Below are 21964 nucleotides of genomic sequence, written 5' to 3'. Positions count from 1 at the left end.
GCGGTCGGCGGGTGCGATCATGCCCGGTCGAGGATCATCCCTTGCAGGAAAGGTCGCGATCGTCACCGGCGCCGCGCGTGGAATCGGCCGCGCTATCGCCGTCGAGTTTGCGGCAAACGGCGCCGACGTCGTTGCGCTCGACATCGCCGGGCCGGTGAGCCCGACCGCTGATGCGATCCCCGCGACGGAAGCGGAGCTCGCCGAAACCGTTGCCGGCATCCAGCACTACGGCCGCCGCGCCATGGCGATCAAAGCCGATATTCGCGACATCGCCGCGCTTCGCCGGATCGCCGATCAGGTCGAGGCCGCCTATGGCAAGATCGACATCGTCGTAGCCAACGCTGCCATACAGGGCTGGAAGCCGCTGATGGAAATGGAGGACAACGATTGGCACGACCAGATCGAGAATAATCTCAACGGTACCGCCAACACCGTTCGCGCCTTCGGTCCGAAGATGGCCGCGCGCAAGAAGGGCCGGTTGATCTTGCTTGCGTCCATGCAGGGACGCATGGGTACGAAGGACGGTGCCGCCTACTCGGCGTCGAAGTGGGGCATCCTCGGCCTGATGAAGTCCGCGGCGTTGGAGCTCGGTGCCTACAATATTACCGTCAACGCCATCCTGCCCGGTCTGGTCGGTACCGCGCTCACTCACAACGAGCAGCGCTACCGCGCGGCGATCGCGCAATCGAACCGACCATCACCCGCATATCCAACGGCGCAGGAGGCCTGGGACGCGCGAGCCCCGACCGTCCCGCTGCAAGTTGGCTGGCTGCAGCCGGAAGACATCTCCCCTGTCGCTGTCTTCCTTGCCTCAGACGCGGCGGCACTTGTGACGGGAGCAGAGTTCGCCGCGACGGGAGGCGACGCGGCCAAGGTCAGCTGACCTGAGTTCGTGCGGCCGGGCGTGATCCCGAGACAGCCGCCGAAAGGCGCTGAGGTCGGAGGGCATACGGTCGAGGTGCCGCGCACGGATGACGAGCTCGCCGCCCGTCTCCAGGATGGGGACGGCGGTTATCAGGTTCTCGGTAATCCTAAGATCTTTGTTGCCGAGGCGCGCAACGGCCAGCCAACAGTCGGACGGCGAGTGCGACCGATGGTATAGTTCCGGCTTGAGTGCGCATCACGATTCAAATTGGCAGATTTCCTGCGTTCCGTTCCTGTTGATTTAATGGGGATATTGCAATGAGCCTTACGGAAACCGAGGTGAAGACCCTCGCGGTTGGCAAAGAAGCTGGATCAATCGAAGGCGTCTGGGGGCCAAACACCCTGTCCGGGGACGCGATTTGGGAGGTCTGGGTTCTCGATGAGGGCGAATTCAAGACGAGATTTGTTCTTGAGCAAGTCGGAGGACCTCCGCTCTATTTTTCGGGCTTTGAGCAGCTTTGCATGCACCTGCATCAGCGTCTGGAGTCTAGCCGCAAGGAACGGCTGGACACCTACGTCAAGTTGGCAACGCTAGGGGTCGCCGCGTTCGTGTTCATCGCCACGGTGTCTACTCTCTTGTATCTCGTGGTGCGATCGGCGGATGTGCCCTCATTGCTGTTGACGGCTATCTTGGGTGTGGTCGCAAGTGGCTCGGCGTTATTCTTCGGCCAGTGGATTGGGTGGGGCCCTTCCGGCTCGACGTCTGGGCAACGCTGACCCGCGTCTAGTGATCGGGCATCCGCGCTATCGCGAGACACCGGCGAAAGTCGATGAGGTCAGACAGCATACGGTCGAGCTGATACCTCCTGCGTGACGCCCCACGACGTTGCGAGACCGGCTGCATCAGCCGCCCGTCAGAACAGCGCGGCAGTGGCGCGCCCGACGTCGGCGATCGCTGCGTTCCGCACATCAATCGGCGCTTCCGTGTCCGCCAGATAGACGGCGATGACGATGGGCGGATGATCCGGTGGCCAGACGATGGCGACGTCGTTCGTCGCGCCGCGGGCGCCCGTGCCCGTCTTGTCGCCGACGCGCCAGTCCGCGGGCAGCCCGGCTCTCAGGCGCGCACCACCGGTCGTGTTGGCCGTGAGCCAGCCGATGAGCAGCTTCTCTGAGCTTTTCGACAGGACGTTGCCAAGCAAGATGCGCTGCAGCGTGTAAGCCATCGCGCGTGGCGTGGTCCCATCGCGCGGGTCGCCGGGTGGCACCTCGTTGAGCGCCGGCTCGGTGCGGTCGAGGCGTGTCGCTGCGTCGCCGAGCGTACGCAGCCATTGGGTGAGCGCCTCCGGGCCGCCGAAGCTCGCCAGCATCAGATTGCCAGCCGTGTTGTCGCTCTGGGTGATGGCGGCGGTGCAGAGCTCCGCCATGGTCATGCCCTCAGCACCGGCGCGATCTTTCGTAACGGGCGAATATTCAACGACGTCGTTCGCGCTGAAGACGACGCGCCGGTCGAGTTTCTCCTCGCCGCTGTCGACCCGCTGCAGCACCAGCGCTGCGGCCAGCACCTTGAACGTGCTGCACAGGGGAAAGCGTTCGAATTCGCGCCGGCCAAAAAGCTCTCCCGTCTTCGTATCGAGAATGGCAACCCCGAGACGGCCCTGCGCGGCAGCTTCGATCTCGGCGAGCCGGGCATTGAGGTCGATCGGTGAAGGCTCTGCCCCGGCCTCCGTGACGTGCAAGACAGCGATGGCTAGAGCACTCGATAGAACCGAGCGCCGCGAGATCAGTGCAGACATTTCTTCTCCTCAGAACGACAACGGCCGGGAGCATAGCCACCGGCGATCGGGCTGAAGTGGCAAATGCGACGTGAACTCCGCGGCGGCGCGGTCGCAGTCGTGCACTGAGGTGCTGGGGGTTGGTTTAGGCCAGGAATTGTCCGCTCTAGACCAGGACCGGATTTCGTTACGATTCCGCTCGGCCTTCGGGACCCAAATCATGACCAGTGGACGTTTCCGGGAAGATGCCTCGCATCGTGCGAGTGCGCGAGGTGCAATGCTCGTTCGTGAGCAAGCTCAAAGTCGCGCGCCAGCACAGTTGCCGGTATGCGGTCGCGGAAGAAGTTCGCCCATGCGAACTCGCTGAAGGGGATGGACGTCTTCTTGAATCCGCCGGCCTCCCTCACCGACCAAGCTAGATCGCGATAGCGATCGCATTGGAGTTGATCGAGCGTCGCGGGTAGGCGCGTCGGGCAGATCTTCCGGCCCTGGGCATCATAAGCATGAAGCCAACCGAGTGCTGCCATCGCATGAAGGAAGGCGCGCTTCGGCATGTCGGACAGATCGCCAACGACGCGCACGAATACCTCATCGACCTCGCTCTGCCAAAGAGCCAGGCTCAGATGATGGTGGTCGATGATGTAATAGTCTTCCCCCGGTCCGAGCACAGCGGGGACGGGCCGCCTCTCAAGGAATCGGCGCAGCTTCCGCGAACTCTCGGCGTGGCGCTCGATCTTGCGGCGCTTCACTTCGACGGATCGCATGCCAACGGCCATCTGCGTCGGGCGGACCTCGGCAAGCGGTACGGGCTCTCGCCAATCAGGTTCCTCATTCCCAGTGAGGAAGAGGCAGGCGCTTCGCCTGACATTCCAGGCAAGTGAAAGTGGAGTACCGTTCCGTCTACGCATTTTCGACAGCATTAGTCCCCGAGGTGCGGCGGCTCCAAGGGTTCATCATTTTGTCATGGTGGTTAAATTTGCGTTACCTGCTGGCGCGGGTTTGACCCCTGCACGCGGCCGCGGCTACGCGCGGCTGCATGCGTGTGCTCTGTCGCCGGAAAACGAGTGGAGTTTGCGCGACCGCGGGTGCCCCGGCTCGGCGCTTGCGCGCCGCCCCGGGGCTAACGGCCTAGTTGTCCAGGAACGAGCGGAGCTTGCGCGAGCGGCTCGGGTGCTTCAGCTTGCGCAGCGCCTTCGCCTCGATCTGGCGGATGCGCTCGCGCGTCACCGAGAACTGCTGGCCGACTTCCTCCAGCGTGTGGTCGGTATTCATGCCGATGCCGAAGCGCATGCGCAGCACCCGCTCCTCGCGCGGGGTGAGCGAGGCCAAGACGCGCGTCGTCGTCTCGCGCAGGTTCGACTGGATCGCCGCATCGATGGGCAGCACCGCGTTGCGGTCCTCGATGAAGTCGCCGAGGTGCGAATCCTCCTCGTCGCCGATCGGGGTCTCGAGCGAGATCGGCTCCTTGGCGATCTTCAGGACCTTGCGCACCTTCTCCAGCGGCATCGCCAGCTTCTCAGCCAGCTCCTCCGGCGTCGGCTCGCGGCCGATCTCGTGCAGCATCTGGCGGCTCGTGCGCACAATCTTGTTGATCGTCTCGATCATGTGCACGGGAATGCGGATGGTGCGTGCCTGATCGGCGATCGAGCGGGTGATGGCCTGGCGGATCCACCACGTGGCGTAGGTCGAGAACTTGTAGCCGCGGCGGTATTCGAATTTGTCGACCGCCTTCATCAGGCCGATGTTGCCTTCCTGGATGAGGTCGAGGAACTGCAGGCCGCGGTTCGTGTACTTCTTGGCGATGGAGATGACGAGGCGCAGGTTCGCCTCCACCATTTCCTTCTTCGCCTGCCGGGCCTCGCGCTCGCCCTTCTGCACCGCCTTGACGATGCGGCGGAACTCGGGGATCTCAAGGCCGGTCTCGGAAGCCAGCGTGTGGATATCGCCGCGCAGCTTCTCGATGCGCATCTTCTCGTTCTTGACGAACGTGCCCCACTTGCGCCCCAGGCCGCCGACGCGGTCGAGCCAGGTCTGGTCGAGCTCGTTGCCGAAGTACTCGTCGATGAACGCCTGGCGCGGCACGCCGCAGCTTTCCGCCAGCCGCATCAGCTGGCCTTCCTGGCCAACGAGCTTCTTGTTGATGCCGTAGAGCTGCTCGACGAGGCTTTCGATACGGTTGTTGTTGAGCGACAGGCTCTTCACGTCGACGATGATCTCGTCGCGATGCTTGTCGTAGGCCTTCTGCTCCTTCTTGGAGCCCTGCTCGCCGGCGACCTGCTGCTCGAGCTTCTTGTCCTGCTGCTTTCTGAGCTTCTTGTAGGTGGACGCGATGCGGTCGAAGGTCTCCAGGACCTTCGGCTTCAGCTCGGCCTCCATGGCCGCGAGCGAGAGCGCGTTCTCGTAGTCGTCCTCATCGTCCATCTCGCCTTCGGGACGGTTCTCGCCACCCTCTTCGGCCTGGACTTCTTCTGGCTCCCCGCCACCGATGGCCGGCGGCGGTTGCTTGGCCTCGGGACCTTCGTAGGTGGCTTCGAGATCGATGATGTCGCGGAGCAGAATCTTCCCTTCGTTCAGCTCATCGCGCCAGATGATGATGGCCTGGAAGGTGAGGGGGCTTTCGCACAGGCCGGCAATCATCGCCTCGCGGCCGGCCTCGATGCGCTTGGCGATGGCGATTTCGCCCTCGCGCGACAGGAGCTCCACCGAGCCCATTTCGCGCAGGTACATGCGGACGGGGTCGTCGGTGCGCTCGGTCGGCTCGGAGCGGGTGCTGGTGGTGGTGACGGCCGACTGAGTGGCGATGGCGCGGCCACCTTCCTCCTCGTCCGGCTCGTCGGCGCCAGGGGCCTCCTGGGCCTCTTCGCCCTCGTCGGTCTCGACGACGTTGATGCCCATGTCGGACAGCATCGCCATCGTGTCCTCGATCTGCTCGGAGGACACTTCCTCCGACGGCAGCACCGAGTTCAGCTCGTCATAGGTGACGTAGCCGCGTGCCTTGGCCGTCTTGAGCAGCTTCTTGACCGCTTGATCGGAGAGATCCAGCAGCGGGCTATCCCGCTCCTGGCCTTCCGCGGCCTGCTTGTCCTGGTCCTCGTTCTTCGCCGCGGGCGCTGCCTTGCTGCGCGATCCGCCGGTGGAAGCTTTCGTTTTCAGGGCCTGTGCTTTCAAGGGCTCGTTCCCGCTCTAACAGCGCCAATTTCTATTGCGACATTCCGTCGCAGCCACTACGGCATCGATGCAACGCCTGGGTTTCCGCACGCAAAGCACCCACGGGCGTCCACCTATTTCCCCCGTCGACCTTGGTCTGCACCGCACGTGCAGGCCCGCTTCAAGCCGTCTCCTTGCCGCCGCTCGCAAGGGCCGCGCCAACCAAACGCTCAGTCTGCGGATACGGTCGGTTCGCTTGCCCGCGCAAGCAGACCCTGGATCTCGCAGATGCGCGCGAGCGCGTCCTCGGAGCCGTCCCGGTGATAAGCCTGGACGGCTGCTTCGAGCGACTTCTGCAAGCCGACCTGCCTCTCATGCAGCGCGAGGGTGTGGCGCCAGCCAGCTTCCACCTCGGCCCGCGGGGCTTCAGGCTCTGCGAAACGATCGCTTCTATGCGTAATGGAGCGCTCCACAAGGTTAACCACCTTGTCGAGGCTCGTCCCGCTCAATTGGGAGCGTAGACGGGCGCTGTCAAGACTATTCTCCACAGCTTGGCTTGCCAGGATGGCATCGCGCAGGCGGCCGAGGGGGAGGGAGACGAAGCCGAGCCCGGCAATCTCCTCGGCGTGCTCGTCGATCAGCCATGGATGACTGAGCAGTGTTTTCATAAGCAGGACCTCGAGCGGCGACGCGAACTCGGCGTGCGCAGTAAGCTCTGGGCTAGCCGCGCCGCGGCGAGGCGCCTGGGCCTGCGCGGCAGGGCCGAGGCGGGCGCGCTCGCGCAGGCGCCAATCGGGAGTGATGTTGTTGCGCCGGGCGCTTCCGCCGGCGCTGCGGCGCGGACCGTGCCCGCGCGCAATCTCGCGCACGACGGTGCGGTTCAGCGCCCACAGCGTCTCGCGCAGCTCGCTTTCGTAGTGAGTGCGCACCGCAGCGTCGCCGATTTTTGCGACCATGCCCTTGAGGCGCGCCTCGAAGGCGGCGCGCTGCTCAGGCGTCGACAGATCCTGCTCCTGCGCCTCGCGTTCCCACAGCACGTCGAACAGGGCGCGCGTCTTGCCGAGCTCGTCGGCGAAGGCTTGCGGTCCCTGCTGGCGGACGAGGTCGTCGGGATCCAGGCCCCCGGGAAGGAAGGCGAAACGCAGACTGAAGCCGGGCTTCAACAGCGGCAGCACGGTCTCGACGGCGCGGAACGCGGCCTTGCGGCCGGCGGCGTCGCCGTCGAAGCAGAGGATCGGCTCGTCCGCCATGCGCCACAGGAGCTTCACCTGCTCCTCTGTCAGCGCCGTGCCGAGCGGCGCGACCGTCTCCGCGAACCCCGCCTCGGCGAGCGCGATGACGTCCATGTAGCCTTCGACGGCGACGATGCGCGATTTCTCGTGCGCGGGGCCGCGGGCGCGGTGGGCGTTGAAGAGGTTCTGGCCTTTGTGAAAGAGGGGCGTGTCGGGCGAGTTCAAATACTTCGCCGGCTGGCTGGGATCGAGGGCGCGCGCACCAAAGGCGATCGTGCGCCCGCGCAGGTCGCTGATCGGGAAGGTGACGCGGTGACGGAAGCGATCGTAGGCGACGGGGATGTCGTCGCCACCGATCAGCATGCCGGACGCGATCATCTCCTCGACCTTGAACCCGGCGGCGGCGAGGTGATCGCGTAAGGCGGACTTGCTGTTTGGGGCGTAGCCAAGACGGAAGGCGGCGATGGTCTCGCGGCTCAGTCCGCGCTTTTCCAGGTAGCGGCGCGCCTCGGTGCCGGGGCCGGTCATCAGCGCCGCCTCGAAAAACGCCGCCGACGTCTCGACGATGCGATAGAGCCGCTCGCGCTCGTCCTCGCGCGCCTCGTCCCGCTGCGAGAGCTTCGGCATCGGCACGCCGGCTTCCTCGGCGAGGCGCTCGACCGCCTCGGGAAACGACAGGCCGTCGGTTTTCATCACGAAGCCGAAGATGTCGCCATGCTCGCCGGTGGCGAAGCAGTGGTAGAAGCCCTTCTGGTCGTTGACGGTGAAGGACGGGGTCTTCTCCATTTTGAAGGGAGAGAGACCCTTGTATTCGCGGCCCGCACGCTTCAGCGCTACCTTCCGCCCGACGACGGAGCTGACGCTCAGCCGCGCGCGGATTTCGTCCAGGAAGTTGGGCGGATAGCGCATGCGGTCTTTGGCCGTCCGAGCTGCGGAGCGAAACGTACCCCGTGAGTACGCGATTCGTGCAGCCCCCCGGCGACAGTCGCCGAATATCAAACGGTTATGGGCGTAATCCACAGGCCCGCAGGCGCTACTTCAGCAGTTCCTTGGTGAGGGCGCTGGCTTTGCCGAAATCCATCTGGCCCGCGTACTTGGCTTTGAGCGCGGCCATGACCTTGCCCATCTCCTTCGGACCGGCAGCGCCCGTCTCCTTGATTATTGCGGCAATGGCGGCCTTCGCCTCGTCGTCGCTCATCTGCTTGGGGAGATAGCCCTCGATGACCGTGATCTCGGCGGCTTCCTTGGCGGCGAGCTCCGGCCGTCCGCCGGCGTTGAACTGCTCGATGGAATCGCGGCGCTGCTTCACCATCTTGGCCAGCACCGAGAGGATGTCGGCGTCGGAAACCTTGTCCTTGCCGGACGGGCGCGCATCGATGTCGGCCGACTTGATGGCCGAATTGATGAGGCGGAGCGTGCCGACGCGGTCCTTCTCGCCGGCCTTCATCGCCGTCTTCAGGTCGTCGTTGATCTTGTCGCGCATAGCCGCCTCCATGAGTGAGGATCGTTGTTTAGGTAGCGCCTGCGCCCAGCGCAAGGCCGCGCCGCGATCCGCCTGCACCCATATGTGCCCCCACGCCGCGCGCGCCTTAGTGTTGACCGGCGGGGACGCATCTCCTAGGTTCCGCGCGTTTTCCGCCCCTTGCCTCGCGTCCGCACGGAGCTTCGCCCGCGCCCCTAGTGTCCCGATTCCGAAGTTCGCCGAACTTCGCTGCTGGGGCCGGGAGCGAACTTCGGAATCATAAGGGACACTAGAGGAACCCGCTTTTGCTAGTGTGATTCAGATCGAGAAATTCGCTCGCTACCTCGCCGCGCATGATGGCGAGTTTCTCGATCATCGCACTAGCGCCACGCCACGCGCGACCGCCGGAGCCGCCATTGACGACGACGCCAGCCGATACGCCGCCGCCCTGGGCAGACGCGCCGCTCACCGCCCGCCTCGTTCTGGCTGATGGAACGGTCATTTCCGGCATTGGCCTCGGTGCCACCGGCTCGGCCGTCGGGGAAGTGTGCTTCAACACGGCGATGACCGGCTACCAGGAGATCCTCACCGATCCCTCTTACGCCGGACAGATCATCACCTTCACGTTCCCGCACATCGGCAACGTCGGCGCCAACATCGAGGACACGGAAACCTCCAACCTCGCGGCGCGCTCGGGCGTGCGTGGCGCCGTACTGCGCGCGCCCATCACCGGGCCGTCGAGCTACCGCTCGGCCGAGCATCTCAACAAATGGCTGAAGGCGCGCGGCATCATCGCGATTGCCGGCATCGACACGCGCGCACTAACGGCGCGCATCCGCGAGCTCGGTATGCCGAACGGCGTCATCGCGCATGAGCCGTCAGGCAAGTTCGACATCGACAAGTTGAAGGCCGAAGCCGCGGCGTGGCCGGGGCTCGACGGCATGGATCTCGTGCCCGACGTCACCAGCGGCCAGAGCTACACTTGGGACGAGATGCGCTGGGTGTGGGGCAAGGGCTACGAACGCCGGGAGAACGCGCCCTATCACGTCGTCGCCGTCGACTACGGCTTGAAGCGCAACATCCTCCGCTGCCTCGCCAGCGCCGGCTGCAAGGTGACGGTCGTGCCGGCGACGACCACGGCCGAGGACATCCTCGAGCGTAAGCCGGACGGCGTATTCCTCTCCAACGGTCCCGGCGATCCAGCGGCGACCGGCAAGTATGCCGTCCCCGAGATTCAGAAGCTCGTGTCGTCGGGGCTGCCGGTCTTCGGCATCTGCCTCGGTCACCAGATGCTGGCGCTGGCGCTCGGCGCCAAGACGCACAAGATGCGCCAGGGCCATCACGGCGCGAACCATCCGGTGAAGGACCACACCACCGCGAAGGTAGAGATCACCTCGATGAACCACGGCTTCACCGTCGACCGGTCGACGCTGCCGGGCGAGGTGGAGGAGACGCACGTGTCGCTGTTCGACGGCACGAACTGCGGACTGCAGCTCAAGGACAAGCCGGTGTTCTCGGTCCAGTACCACCCCGAGGCGTCACCTGGACCCCAGGACAGCCACTACCTGTTCGAGCGCTTCGTCGAGATGATGCGCCGCCAGAAGGCCGGCTGACCCCGGCGAGGCCCGCTTTACCCTACGAAACATTAATTCCGCCGGGGCTGCCGCTGCGCGGCGCCGCCGTTATAGTGTTGCGCGCCGGGAAGAATGGCCGCAAATGCGTGGCAAAAGTTCCCGAGGCACAGTAAGCAAGCGGCGCCCGACGGCCATCAGCGGCCCAACGGGCCCGAAGTGGGAGGAGCAACTTATGCATCGTTGCGCGCTTTTCTGCGCACTTGCAGCCGGCCTCGCGGGCCCGGCCCTGGCCGACGAGAAGTGCCGCGGCGAAGTGGCCGCCGCTTTCAACAAGCAGCGTACGTCGCGCGCTTTCGCGATGACGACCGAGCTCAAGACGCCCAGCGGTGTGGTTGAGATCAAGGCTGAGTACCAGCCGCCCGACCGCATGCGCCAGACGGTGACGGCGCCCGGCCAGGAGATGCTCGAGACGGTGCTATACGGCCAGCGCGCCTACAGCCGCCAGGGCACGAAGTGGGAAGAACTGATGCCGGCCGTCGCCCAAACCATCATCGCCCAGGTGCGCGCCGCCACCATCGATCCGCCCAAGGAAGTCGGCAACTTCGACTGCATGGGCACGACGACCCTCGACGGGAAGGAATATCTCGCCTATCGGAGCGTCGAGAAGCAGGCGGATGCGGGCGCGGCAACGGGTGCGCCGCAGCTGCACCGCATGATCTACCTCGATCCGAAGACGGGCCTGCCGGCGCTCAACATTGTGGCCGGCGACGGACCCAACGCGGAGACGGTCTTCAAAGCGACGTACGACTATCCGGAGAAGATCGAGATCGAGGATCACCCGGACGCGCCGCTGGTGAAAATGCGCTAGAGCCACGCGAAGCGTGGTGCTCAAGGATGTGTCGAGGACGAGTATGATGGAGAAGCAGACGATGCGCCGGTTGCTGACGGCAATGGCCCTGTTGATCGCCGCCGGCCCCGCCGCGCACGCCGCGTGCAAGGACGAGGTCGCCACGGCGCTGGAGCGCCAGCGCAAGACGAGCGGCTTCCGCATGAAGACGAAGATGCTGTCCGAGCAGGGCCTCGTCGACATGACCGTCGACTACGTGCTGCCGAACCGGATGCGCCAGGTGATCACCTCGACCACCGAGCCCAAGCCCGTCGAGACTGTCATCATCGGCCGCGATGGCTGGTCGCGCATCGACGGCGAGCCGTGGCGTCCGATGCATCCACAGGTCGCCGACGCGATGGCGGCGCAGATGCAGGAAACACTTGGCGAGAACCAGGAAGGTGCAACGCTCGGCGACTTCGAATGCCTCGGCAAGATCCCGGTTCAAGACCAGCAGTTCCTTGCCTACCAGGGCGAGAACGTCGAGCCGGGTCCGCAGAACCTGAGCCCCGGCGCCGCCGAGAAGCCGAAGCTTCCGGACCGGCCGGTGCGTGTGATCTATGTCGATCCGACGACAGGTTTGCCGATGCGCAGCATTTTTGCGCGCGCCGACAAGCTCGATAAGCCGATCTTCGAGGCGACCTACACGTATCCGGCGGACATCAAGGTCGATGCGCCGCCGGCCCCCGGCGCGCCGGTCGACAAGCCGGCGGAGAAGAAGTAGGGCCTGCGCAGTCGCGCGGTTTTTCCGCCTATTTATTGCGCGCACCGGTCAATAGCCGGTGCGCAGCCGTGTGTGCGCGGATTGTGGCTATAGCCAAAGCCGCCGATCATGAATAAAAGGCCGCCTCATGCCCAAGCGCACGGACATCAAATCCATCCTCATCATCGGGGCCGGACCGATCGTCATCGGCCAGGCCTGCGAATTCGATTATTCCGGCACGCAAGCCTGTAAGGCTCTGAAGGCCGAGGGCTATCGGATCATTCTCGTCAACTCCAATCCGGCGACGATCATGACCGATCCGGAGCTGGCGGACGCGACGTACATCGAGCCGATCACGCCCGAGGTCGTCGCCAAGATCATCGAGAAGGAGCGCCCCGACGCGCTTCTGCCGACGATGGGCGGACAAACGGCGCTCAATACGGCGCTGGCGCTGGAACGGCAGGGCGTTCTGGAGCAGTTCGGCGTCGAGATGATCGGTGCGCGGGCCGAGGCGATCGACAAGGCCGAGGACCGCAAGCTGTTCCGCGAGGCTATGGACCGCATCGGTCTGGAAAGCCCGCGTGCCTTGATCGCGTCGTCGCCGCCGATCCGCGACGAGAATGGCCGCATCGCGCGCTACGACACGGCGACTGGTTTTGCCGAGGCCATGAAGGCGCTCGACACCATCGGCCTGCCGGCCATCATCCGCCCCGCCTTCACGCTGGGCGGCACGGGCGGCGGCGTCGCCTACAACCGGGAAGAGTTCGAGCTGATCGCCCGCTCGGGCATCGACGCTTCGCCGGTCGGCCAGATTCTCATCGACGAGAGTCTGCTCGGCTGGAAGGAGTACGAGATGGAGGTCGTCCGCGACAAGGCGGACAACTGCATCATCGTCTGCTCCATCGAGAACGTCGATCCGATGGGCGTGCATACGGGCGACTCGATCACCGTCGCGCCGGCGCTGACGCTGACCGACAAGGAATACCAGGTGATGCGCAACGCCTCGCTGGCGGTGCTGCGCGAGATCGGCGTCGAGACGGGCGGCTCGAACGTGCAGTTCGCCGTCAACCCGGCCGATGGGCGGCTCGTCGTCATCGAGATGAACCCGCGCGTGTCGCGCTCCTCGGCGCTCGCCTCCAAGGCGACGGGTTTCCCGATTGCCAAGGTCGCGGCGAAACTCGCCGTCGGCTACACGCTGGACGAACTCGCCAACGACATCACCGACGGCGCGACGCCCGCCTCGTTCGAGCCGACCATCGATTACGTCGTCACCAAGATTCCGCGCTTCGCGTTCGAAAAATTCCCCGGCTCCGATCCCGTCCTGACCACGGCCATGAAATCTGTGGGCGAGGTCATGGCTATCGGGCGCACCTTCGCCGAAAGCGTGCAGAAGGCGCTGCGCTCGATGGAGACGGGGCTTTCGGGCTTCGACGACATTACACTCGAAGGCCTCGGCGCCGGCGACGACAAGAACGTCATCCGCGCCGCCGTCTCGGTGCCGACACCCGACCGCCTGCTCAAGGTGGCGCAGGCATTGCGGCTCGGCTTCGACGTCGAGCAGGTGCACAGCTCGTGCCGCATCGATCCTTGGTTCCTCGAGCAGATCAAGGACATCGTCGACGAGGAGAAGCGCGTGCAGGCGCACGGGCTGCCGAAGTCCGCGGCACAGTTCCGCGCTCTGAAGGCCATGGGGTTCTCGGATGCGCGCCTCGCCAAGCTGGCAGGGGCCAGCGAGAAGGACGTGCGCGCCAAGCGCGCGGCGCTCGGCGTACATCCGGTCTACAAGCGCATCGACACGTGCGCCGCCGAGTTCGCGGCGCCGACGGCCTACATGTATTCGACCTATGAGACGGGGCTCACCGGCGGCGCGCCGGAGTGCGAATCCCGCCCCTCGGACCAGCAGAAGGTCATCATCCTCGGCGGCGGGCCCAACCGCATCGGCCAGGGCATCGAGTTCGACTACTGCTGCTGCCACGCCTGCTTCGCGCTGACGGCGGCGGGCTTCGAGACGATCATGATCAACTGCAACCCGGAGACGGTGTCGACCGACTACGACACCTCGGACCGGCTCTATTTCGAGCCGCTGACCGCCGAGGACGTGCTGGAGATCGTCAAGACGGAGCAGTCGAAGGGGACGCTCAAGGGCGTGATCGTGCAGTTTGGCGGGCAGACGCCGCTGAAGCTCGCCGCCGCGCTCGAGGAGGCCGGCGTACCGATCCTCGGCACGTCGCCCGACGCCATCGACCTCGCCGAGGACCGCGACCGCTTCAAGGAGCTGATCAACAAGCTCGGCCTGCAGCAGCCGCAGAGCGGCATCGCCCGTTCGCCCGGCGAGGCGCGCGCCGTGGCTGATGGCATCGGCTATCCGGTTGTGATCCGCCCCTCGTACGTGCTCGGCGGCCGCGCCATGGAGATCGTCCACGACGGCGCCGAGGTCGACCGCTACGTGACGCGACTGTCGGCGACGCTCGACCGGCCGTCGGAGCTCGTCGTTTCCGACAAGCGGCCGCTGCTCATCGACCGCTACTTGACGGACGCGGTGGAGGTGGACGTCGACTGCCTGGCCGACGGCAAGGATACATTCGTTTGCGGAATCATGGAGCACATCGAGGAGGCGGGCATTCATTCGGGTGACAGCGCCTGCTCGCTGCCGCCCTACTCGCTCGACGCGCCGATGCTCGCCGAGCTCGACCGGCAGACGCGCGAGCTGGCGCTGGCGCTGGAGGTCGTCGGCCTGATGAATGTGCAGTTCGCCATCAAGGGCGGTGTCGTCTACGTGCTCGAGGTGAACCCCCGCGCCTCGCGTACCGTGCCGTTCGTCGCCAAGGTGATCGGCAAGCCGATCGCGGCGATCGCCGCCGAGGTGATGGCCGGCAAGCCGCTTGCGCAATTCGGCCTCAAGTCGCCGAAGCTCACGCACGTTGCCGTCAAGGAAGCGGTGTTTCCGTTCGCGCGCTTCCCCGGCGTCGATCCGATCCTCGGACCAGAGATGCGTTCCACCGGCGAGGTCATGGGCATCGACAGCGACTTCGCCATGGCGTTCGTCAAGAGCCAGCTCGGGTCTGGTCAGGTGCTGCCGATGAACGGCACCGTCTTCATCTCGGTGAAGGATACCGACAAGGATCGGATGGTCGCACCAGTGCGCGATCTGGAGGCCATGGGCTTCAAGATCATCGCGACGCGGGGGACCAAGCGCCACCTCGAGGCGAACGGCATTACCTGCGAAGCTATCAACAAGGTTCTCGAGGGCCGGCCGCACATCGTCGACGCCATGAAAAACGGCGACGTGCACCTCGTCTTCAACACCACGCTGGGCGCCAAGGCATTGGCAGATAGCAAGGATATCCGGCGCACCGCCTTGCTTCATCATATCCCGTACTATACAACCGTGGCAGGTGCGGTGGCGGTCACCAGGGCCATTCGAGCCCTGAAAGCGGGCACGTTGCAGGTGGCCCCTTTGCAAAGCTTCGTGAACCACCCATCCTAATCCATCGGGACCGCCTCCAGCCGGCAGGCGGTCCATTTCACACGTTGGCAGCAACGAGTGTGTCGGTGGTCCTGGCAGCCCTGCCAGGCCGAAGGGAGATGTTAGGGAATGACCATGGAACGGGTCCCGATGACCGTTGAGGGCTACCGCACGCTCGAGACCGAGCTGCAGCGTCTTAAATCGGAAGAGCGCCCCCGTATCATTCAGGCTATCGCCGAAGCGCGCTCGCACGGCGACCTCTCGGAGAACGCCGAGTACCATGCTGCAAAAGAGCAGCAGGGTCTCAACGAGGCGCGCGTCGCCGACATCGAAGACCGCATCAGCCGCGCCGACGTGATCGACACCTCGAAGCTTTCCGGCACCACAATCAAGTTCGGCGCCACCGTTACCCTGGTCGACGAGGACACCGACGAGAAGGTCAAATACAAGATCGTCGGCGACTCCGAAGCGAGCGTGAAGGACGGCAAGATCTCCATCTCCTCGCCGATCGCGCGGGCTCTGATCGGCAAGGCGAAGGGCGAAGCCGCCGAGGTGACGACGCCCAAGGGCGCGCGCTCCTACCAGGTCCTCAAGATCGAGTGGAAGTAGCCGCGCGGCTTACCGTCCCTGTCATCCCGGGGCCATGCCGGAGGCATGCTTCCAGCATGTCTCTCCGGGATTGTTGTTGGTGGCGGCTATTTCTCGGGGACGGTGATGGGCACACCCGGCTCGCGCTTGGCGCGGCGGATGGTGAGAAACGTCTTCACGCTGGCGACGTTGGGCGCCGCGGTCAGCTCCCCGAGCACGAACTCCTGGAACGCGGGTAAGTCCTTTGCCACGCACTTCAGCATGTAGTCGCTCTCGCCCGACAGCATGTAAGCCTCACGCACGATCGGCCAGCCGAGCGCGCGGTTCTCGAAGGCACGCAGCTCCCCCTCAGCCTGATTGTGCAAGCCCACCATGGCGAAGGCGGTGAGCTCGAAGCCGAGAGCCGCCTCGTCGAACAGCACCGTGTAGCCAGCGATGAGGCCCGCCTGCTCGAGAGCGCGCACGCGCCGTAGGCAAGGGGGCGCGGAGAGCCCGACGCGCGAGGCGAGCGCGACGTTGGTCATGCTGCCGTCGGCCTGCAGCTCCTTGAGGATGCGCCAATCGACGGGGTCCAGGCGCAGGGCCATCGCGCACTTCTCTCCGCGGGGTCGTGCGGCGCCGATGGGGCGGCGCCGGCGCGGCCGACGTTGCACCAAGCCGGCCGCTTTGGCTAGCGTCCGCACCCTTGGGCGCGGCGATCGCCAGGTTGCGTCCCAAAAAGGGGATGGACAGCGCCGCCGCCAACGCTAACAAGCTGGCGGTAGCACATGGACGCAGTCGCCAAACACCAGCGCCCGCTTCAGGGTCTCAGCGCGTGGGTCATCACCACCGGCGCCGCCGGCATGGACACGCAGACGCGCGGCGTCGCCGACGCACTGGGCCTCGCCTATGAGATGAAGCCCATCGCGCCGCGCGGCCTCTACAAGCTTTTGGCGCCGTGGGGACCGGTGGCGCCGAGCGAGCGTATCGGCGAAGGCGGTTCGACATTTGCGCCGCCCTGGCCGGACGTGGCCATCGGACTGGGTCGCTCGGCTGTTCCCTATCTCCGCGCGATCCGGCGCCGGTCGCCCGCTACGTTCACCCTGCAGATGCTGGATACGCGCACCGGTCTCGGCGCCGCCGACGTCATCTGGGTGCCGCAGCACGATCCCTTACGCGGGGCCAATGTCATCACCACGCTCACCGCTCCCCACGGCTTTACTGCGGAGCGGCTGGCGGCTCTGCGTGCCGCGATGCCGGCCGACATCGCGGGGCTGCCAGGCCCGCGCGTGGCGGTGATCCTCGGCGGCAAGAACGCGGTCTACGATTTCCGCCCGGGGGACGACATGCGCTTCGCGTCGGCGCTCAAGTCGTTGGGAGACTTGGGCGTGAGCTTCATGGTCACGACATCGCGACGTACCCATGCCCGGCTGCGAGAGGTGACGGACGAGGCGACGCGCGCGTTTCCGCGTATTTTTTGGGAGGGCGACGGGCCGAACCCCTATCCGCAATTCCTCGCGCAGGCGGATGCGCTGGTCGTCACCGCCGACAGCGTCAACATGACGGGCGAGGCGGCGGCAACGGGGCGCCCTGTGTTGGTATTCACGCCCTCGACCGGCTCCGCCAAGTTTCGTCGTTTCCACGCAGCGCTCGAGGCGCACGGAGCGACGCGGCCGCTGCCGGAGCGCGTCGCCGAGTTTCCCCAGTGGAGCTATCCGCCCCTCTTTTCGGCGGATCAAATCGCGCGCGAGGTGGAGCGGCGCTGGCTGGCGAGGCAGGCGAAGCGATGATGCAGAAAGTCGTGGCGCCACCCGAGGATGTGCTTTGCGCCGGCGGTACTCTCTCTATTCCCGAATTGAGCCGGCCGGCGCGCGCCTGGCGCATTGCCGAGATGGCGCTGCTCTACGTGGCGGCGCCGTTCGCCGTGGACCAGGCCGTCCATCGAGAGGGCATCCCGGTGTTCATCGCGCTGCTGCCGGTGCTCGCGGTCATCGTGATGTTTCTGAGCGTTGACCGCACGTTCTCGCTGCGCCGCGAGCTGACGCGCGGTTTCTCGCTCCGACAGTTCTTCTACATCCTGCTGACGTTCGCCGTCGGCGGCGGCATCGTCGCCACCTACGTCGCGCAGTATCATCCCGAGCTATTCCTCGAGTTTCCGCGCAACCGGCCGGAGACCTACACGCGCATCATGCTGCTCTACCCGCTGATGTCGGTGCTGGTGCAGGAGCTCGTCTACCGCACCTTCTTCTTCCATCGCTACGGCGTGCTGTTCGGGAACTGGTGGTGGGCGGCGATCCTGCTCAACGGCGTGCTGTTCGGGTTGGGTCATATCGTCATCGGCACGCCGCTCGCCGTCTACGGCACCATGGCGACGGGCGCACTGTTCGCCTGGCGCTATGCGCTGACGCGCTCGTTCTGGGCCGTGTTCATCGAGCACACGCTGTGGGGCGCGCTCGTCTTCACGGTGGGGCTCGGCCGCTACTTCTTCACCGGCGTTGGCGTCCTGAGCTGGCGCTGATCGCAGAAGCGGCCCCGCAGCCAAAAAGCTGCGAGGCCGCGCCGCATGGAGCCGGAATGGGCTCCTCGCTTTAGTGTTTGCGCTTCTTGCAGACCGCCTGCAGCTGCGCCCAGGCGCCGGGCACCATCGTGTCGGTGCGCACGCCCTGGGCGGCGAGCGCGGCGATGATGCGGCGGGTCAGCACGAAGTCGACACGGTCCGAGTCGCTGCGCACGTTGCAGCAGGTGGCGCGCTTGATGCCGGGGACGCGATAGTGGCGCGGCAGCCAATCGCATTCCGTGAAGCCGCCCACGGAGCCCCAGCAGACGTAGGTCTTGGGGGCATGTCCGGCATCGGCCGCCTGATGTGCGCCGGCGAGCCCAAAGAGGGCGGCGGCGACGAAAAGAACGAGGAGCTTGCGCATTGTCCGATTACCTCCCGCGCGCCACGGCGGGGCAGGGACCCGGCGCATATGAAATTGCGTTACTGCAGTTCAAAATGACTTCGGCGATGCGCGCCCAAAAACTCCCCCGCGCCGCCTACGGGACACGCTAGTGGCGCCGCCGAGGGTCGCAACGGCAAACGGCGGACATCGGCGGTTTGGTCGGTAACCGCGACCAAAGCGCCACAGATTGCCGGTTCTTAGCGGCTTTTGCTGCGAACGCGTCTGAACGCCCCCAGAGGACCCGGTAGCCCCGCCACCGCGCCGCATTTGAGAGCCCGCGCCGGATCGGCTAGAACGCCGCTAACTCAAATCCCCCGCACCCGCGATCGAGGAGTCCGCAGTCCGTGGCGAACCCGCAGTACGTTTATCACATGCACAAGCTCTCCAAGGCATATCCGGGGGGCAAGCAGGTCCTGAAGGACATCTCGCTGTCGTTCCTGCCGGGCGCCAAGATCGGCGTCGTCGGCCTCAACGGCGCGGGCAAGTCGACGCTCTTGAAGATCATGTCGGGCACCGTCGACGACTTCCTCGGCGAGGCGAAGGCGGCGGACGGCATCAAGGTCGGCTACCTGGCGCAGGAGCCGCAACTGGATCCCAACAAGGACGTGCTCGGCAACGCCATGGAAGGCGTGGCGGAGAAGAAGGCGATCCTCGATCGCTACAACGAGATCGCGTCAAACTATTCCGACGAGACCGCCGATGAGATGACGGCGCTGCAGGATCAAATCGATGCGCAGAACCTGTGGGACCTCGAAGCGCAGGTCGAGCAGGCGATGGACGCACTCCGCTGCCCGCCGGGCGACGCCGAGGTGAGCAAGCTGTCGGGCGGCGAGAAACGCCGCGTGGCTCTGACGCGGCTGCTGCTGTCGAAGCCGGACATCCTGTTGCTGGACGAGCCTACCAACCATCTGGACGCCGAAAGCGTGGCGTGGCTCGAGCGCTATCTGAAGGAATACACCGGCTGCGTCATCTTGGTGACGCACGACCGCTACTTCCTCGACAACCTCACGGACTGGACGCTGGAGCTCGATCGCGGCCAGGGGGTCCCCTACAAGGGCAACTACTCGGCGTGGCTGGAGCAGAAGGCCAAGCGCGCCGAGGTCGAGAAGTCGGCCGAGGAAGGGCGCCAGAAGCAGATCAACCGCGAGCTGGAGTGGATCCGCGCCTCGCCCAAGGCGCGGCAGGCCAAGTCCAAGGCGCGCGTCACGGCTTTCGACAAGCTGGTCGAGGAGGCCGGGCGCGAGGAGGTGGGCAAGGCGTCGTTCTCCATCGCGCCGGGTCCGCGCCTGGGCGAGAGCGTGGTCGAGGTGTCGGGCCTCAAGAAGGCTTACGGCGATCAGCTGCTCATCGACGGCTTGGAGTTCAAGCTGCCGCCGGGCGGCATCGTCGGCGTCATCGGTCCCAACGGCGCCGGCAAGACGACGCTGTTTAAGATGATCACCGGCAAGGAGAAGCCGGACAGCGGCGAGATCAAGCTCGGGCCGACGGTGAAGCTTGCCTATGTCGACCAGAGCCGCGACCACCTCGACGACAAGAAGACCGTGTGGGAGGAGATCTCCGGCGGCCTCGACATCATGAAGTTCGGCGACAAGAAGGAAATGTCGAGCCGCGCCTACTGCGGCTGGTTCAACTTCAAGGGAGCCGACCAGCAGAAAAAGGTCGGCCTGCTCTCGGGCGGTGAGCGCAATCGCGTGCACCTTGCCAAGATGCTCAAAGAGGGCGGCAACCTGCTCCTCCTCGACGAACCGACCAACGACCTCGACACCGAGACGCTGGGCGCGCTGGAAGCGGCGCTCGAGGATTTCCCCGGCTGCGCCGTGGTCATCTCACACGACCGCTTCTTCCTCGACCGGCTCGCGACGCACATCCTCGCCTTCGAGGGCGACAGCCACGTCGAATGGTTCGAGGGCAACTTCGAATCCTACGAAGAGGACAAGAAGCGCCGCCTGGGCGATGCCGCCGTCGAGCCGCACCGCATCAAGTTCAAGCGCTTCGAGCGCGCGTAGCTGCAACCAGTTGCGCCCGGTGGCAAAACGTCGGGGCACGCAATGCTCCAGTTTTCGGAGAGTTATACGCGCCCCGCAAAACCTGACGGCAGCTCGAATTTGCCCGATCTAATATGAAACGCGGCTTCGAACAGGCTTTGCCACATAGTGGACCAGCGGTGGAAACGGGGCTTCACCTGATCAATGCTTCCCGCGTGAACCGATACTCGCAACGGAGGAAACGAAAATGAAGAGCTTGCTTTCACTGATGGTGCTCGGAACTACGATGGCAATGGTCGCTCCCGCATTTGCTGACCCGAAGCCGCCGGCGACCGAGGCGGAATGCAACAAGACCGAGGGCTATGACTGGGATGCGGCGACCGGCAAGTGCATTGCCGAGGACCACGGCGGCTAACAGTCACGCGAGACTCGTAATTGCAGCGGCGGGCTCACGGCTCGCCGTTTTGCATTTCAGGGGGCTCAAGAGGGAAGATCCGCCTCGCAGCGCGAGCTCGGGTGATCAGGCGTAGGCGACCCAGCCGCGAAAGGTGAAGGCGGCGTAGAACAGGCTCACATCGGAGAAGCCGGCCGCGCGCAGCGATGCCTCGTCCTCGTCGGGCGACAGCGCCGGGAGTTGGTGGGCAATGAAGCCGCGCCCGGCTTCCATCATCCCGCGGTCTACGCCCGATGCGACCGCGAACGCGGCAAAGCGGGATGACCAACGCTCGCGACCGGCCTCGTCTCTCGGAAAGCTGTGATGCGCGACCACGAACGGGGCACCCGGTTGCATCCGGCGTCGCACTTCCTGCAGCGTGCGCAGCCGTTCCTCCTGGCTCAAAAAGTGGAGGGTGAGGAGACAGGTCGCCGCGGCGAACGGTCCCTCCGGCGCGCTCTCGATATAACCTTCGTGCAGCGACACCCGCGCGGCGAGCGGGCCGAGCGTTTCCTCCGCGAGTTTCAACATCGCGGCAGATGGATCGACTCCATCGAACCGCCATCCCGGCTGTCCTTCGGCGAAGACCTTGAGTTCCATCCCACCGCCCGCGCCGAGGACGAGCACCCGCGCATCCTTCGGCGCGCGCTCGGCGAGCAGCAGCAAAGTCATCCGATGCAAAGCCTCGAGGCCCGGCACCAACCGCCGCGGCCCTTCGGCATAACGAGCCACGGACGAAGAATCGGAGAAGTGCCCCATGTGGCCGCTCACGATGCCGTTTTCCTCTTTTTGTTAGGGGTGCGGGCCAGGTGCCGACGGCGCACGTCGGCGCTCAACATGGCGAGCGTCACGTCGCCGAGCGACAGGATCGCGGTGTTCCGCCAAGTGAGGCAGAACATGAAGCACACCCGACAGTCGGCTATCGCGT

The 21964-nt window shown here is 65.4% G+C and carries 19 protein-coding genes; 11 read left to right on the top strand and 8 right to left on the bottom strand.

Features of this window, described 5'->3' with window-relative positions; all coding sequences use genetic code 11:
- Positions 1-19: 19 nt before the first annotated feature.
- Complete coding sequence (locus GIW81_RS02310) at positions 20-883, top strand: SDR family NAD(P)-dependent oxidoreductase (protein WP_154737728.1); 864 nt, start codon at positions 20-22, stop codon at positions 881-883.
- A gap of 299 nt (positions 884-1182) precedes the next feature.
- Complete coding sequence (locus GIW81_RS02305) at positions 1183-1641, top strand: hypothetical protein (protein ID WP_154737727.1); 459 nt, start codon at positions 1183-1185, stop codon at positions 1639-1641.
- A gap of 137 nt (positions 1642-1778) precedes the next feature.
- On the opposite strand, the gene bla is transcribed toward GIW81_RS02305, so the two are convergent.
- The 5 genes from bla to GIW81_RS02280 all read right to left on the bottom strand — a co-directional run bounded on the left by bla (position 1779) and on the right by GIW81_RS02280 (position 8501).
- Complete coding sequence (gene bla, locus GIW81_RS02300) at positions 1779-2660, bottom strand: class A beta-lactamase (RefSeq protein WP_154737726.1); 882 nt, start codon at positions 2658-2660, stop codon at positions 1779-1781.
- Positions 2661-2857: 197 nt separating this feature from the next.
- Positions 2858-3547: a ParB-like protein gene (locus GIW81_RS02295; protein ID WP_267873825.1), complete on the bottom strand. Its 690-nt coding sequence runs from the start codon at positions 3545-3547 to the stop codon at positions 2858-2860.
- A 220-nt stretch (positions 3548-3767) separates the two neighbouring features.
- Complete coding sequence (gene rpoD / locus GIW81_RS02290; RefSeq protein ID WP_229309058.1) at positions 3768-5807, bottom strand: RNA polymerase sigma factor RpoD; 2040 nt, start codon at positions 5805-5807, stop codon at positions 3768-3770.
- Between the two features lie 209 nt (positions 5808-6016).
- Entirely contained in the window at positions 6017-7927 is a 1911-nt protein-coding gene (gene dnaG / locus GIW81_RS02285; RefSeq protein WP_154737724.1) for a DNA primase, read from the bottom strand.
- A 124-nt stretch (positions 7928-8051) separates the two neighbouring features.
- Entirely contained in the window at positions 8052-8501 is a 450-nt protein-coding gene (locus tag GIW81_RS02280; RefSeq protein WP_154737723.1) for a GatB/YqeY domain-containing protein, read from the bottom strand.
- Positions 8502-8896: 395 nt separating this feature from the next.
- Between GIW81_RS02280 and carA the strand changes: the two genes are divergently transcribed.
- From carA to greA, 5 genes are all read left to right on the top strand, one after another.
- Entirely contained in the window at positions 8897-10093 is a 1197-nt protein-coding gene (gene carA, locus GIW81_RS02275) for a glutamine-hydrolyzing carbamoyl-phosphate synthase small subunit (protein ID WP_229309057.1), read from the top strand.
- A 193-nt stretch (positions 10094-10286) separates the two neighbouring features.
- A complete protein-coding gene (locus tag GIW81_RS02270; RefSeq protein ID WP_154737722.1) occupies positions 10287-10922 on the top strand; it encodes a hypothetical protein in 636 nt (211 codons plus the stop codon).
- A gap of 43 nt (positions 10923-10965) precedes the next feature.
- A complete protein-coding gene (locus GIW81_RS02265; protein WP_195930315.1) occupies positions 10966-11664 on the top strand; it encodes a hypothetical protein in 699 nt (232 codons plus the stop codon).
- A 127-nt stretch (positions 11665-11791) separates the two neighbouring features.
- On the top strand, positions 11792-15130 hold the full coding sequence (carB, locus tag GIW81_RS02260; RefSeq protein WP_154737720.1) for a carbamoyl-phosphate synthase large subunit: 3339 nt from the start codon (positions 11792-11794) through the stop codon (positions 15128-15130).
- A 114-nt stretch (positions 15131-15244) separates the two neighbouring features.
- Entirely contained in the window at positions 15245-15718 is a 474-nt protein-coding gene (gene greA / locus GIW81_RS02255) for a transcription elongation factor GreA (RefSeq protein WP_154739462.1), read from the top strand.
- An 86-nt stretch (positions 15719-15804) separates the two neighbouring features.
- Here the strand turns inward: greA and GIW81_RS02250 are convergent, their stop codons facing one another.
- Complete coding sequence (locus GIW81_RS02250; RefSeq protein WP_154737719.1) at positions 15805-16284, bottom strand: Lrp/AsnC family transcriptional regulator; 480 nt, start codon at positions 16282-16284, stop codon at positions 15805-15807.
- Positions 16285-16464: 180 nt separating this feature from the next.
- On the opposite strand from GIW81_RS02250, the gene GIW81_RS02245 reads away from it, so the two are divergent.
- Both GIW81_RS02245 and GIW81_RS02240 read left to right on the top strand, forming a co-directional pair.
- Complete coding sequence (locus tag GIW81_RS02245; protein WP_154737718.1) at positions 16465-17466, top strand: mitochondrial fission ELM1 family protein; 1002 nt, start codon at positions 16465-16467, stop codon at positions 17464-17466.
- Positions 17466-18194, top strand: coding sequence for a CPBP family intramembrane glutamic endopeptidase (locus GIW81_RS02240; protein ID WP_210251895.1), 729 nt, complete (start codon positions 17466-17468; stop codon positions 18192-18194). The genes GIW81_RS02245 and GIW81_RS02240 overlap by 1 nt, the downstream gene beginning before the upstream one ends.
- Before the next feature lie 70 nt (positions 18195-18264).
- Here GIW81_RS02240 and GIW81_RS02235 read toward each other — a convergent pair whose 3' ends face one another.
- Complete coding sequence (locus tag GIW81_RS02235; protein WP_154737716.1) at positions 18265-18597, bottom strand: hypothetical protein; 333 nt, start codon at positions 18595-18597, stop codon at positions 18265-18267.
- A gap of 365 nt (positions 18598-18962) precedes the next feature.
- Between GIW81_RS02235 and ettA the strand changes: the two genes are divergently transcribed.
- Both ettA and GIW81_RS02225 read left to right on the top strand, forming a co-directional pair.
- The gene (gene ettA, locus GIW81_RS02230; RefSeq protein ID WP_324614866.1) at positions 18963-20624 is read left to right on the top strand and encodes an energy-dependent translational throttle protein EttA; all 1662 of its coding nucleotides are present in this window, start codon (positions 18963-18965) and stop codon (positions 20622-20624) included.
- 226 nt (positions 20625-20850) lie between these two features.
- Positions 20851-21018, top strand: coding sequence for a hypothetical protein (locus GIW81_RS02225; protein WP_154737715.1), 168 nt, complete (start codon positions 20851-20853; stop codon positions 21016-21018).
- Between the two features lie 105 nt (positions 21019-21123).
- Here the strand turns inward: GIW81_RS02225 and GIW81_RS02220 are convergent, their stop codons facing one another.
- Positions 21124-21795, bottom strand: a complete 672-nt coding sequence (locus tag GIW81_RS02220; protein ID WP_154739460.1) for a class I SAM-dependent methyltransferase — start codon at positions 21793-21795, stop codon at positions 21124-21126.
- Positions 21796-21964: the final 169 nt, after the last annotated feature.

The sequence above is a fragment of the Hyphomicrobium album genome, from assembly GCF_009708035.1.
Lineage (GTDB): Bacteria > Pseudomonadota > Alphaproteobacteria > Rhizobiales > Hyphomicrobiaceae > Hyphomicrobium_A > Hyphomicrobium_A album.
This window is presented reverse-complemented; position numbering and strand designations above follow the sequence as displayed.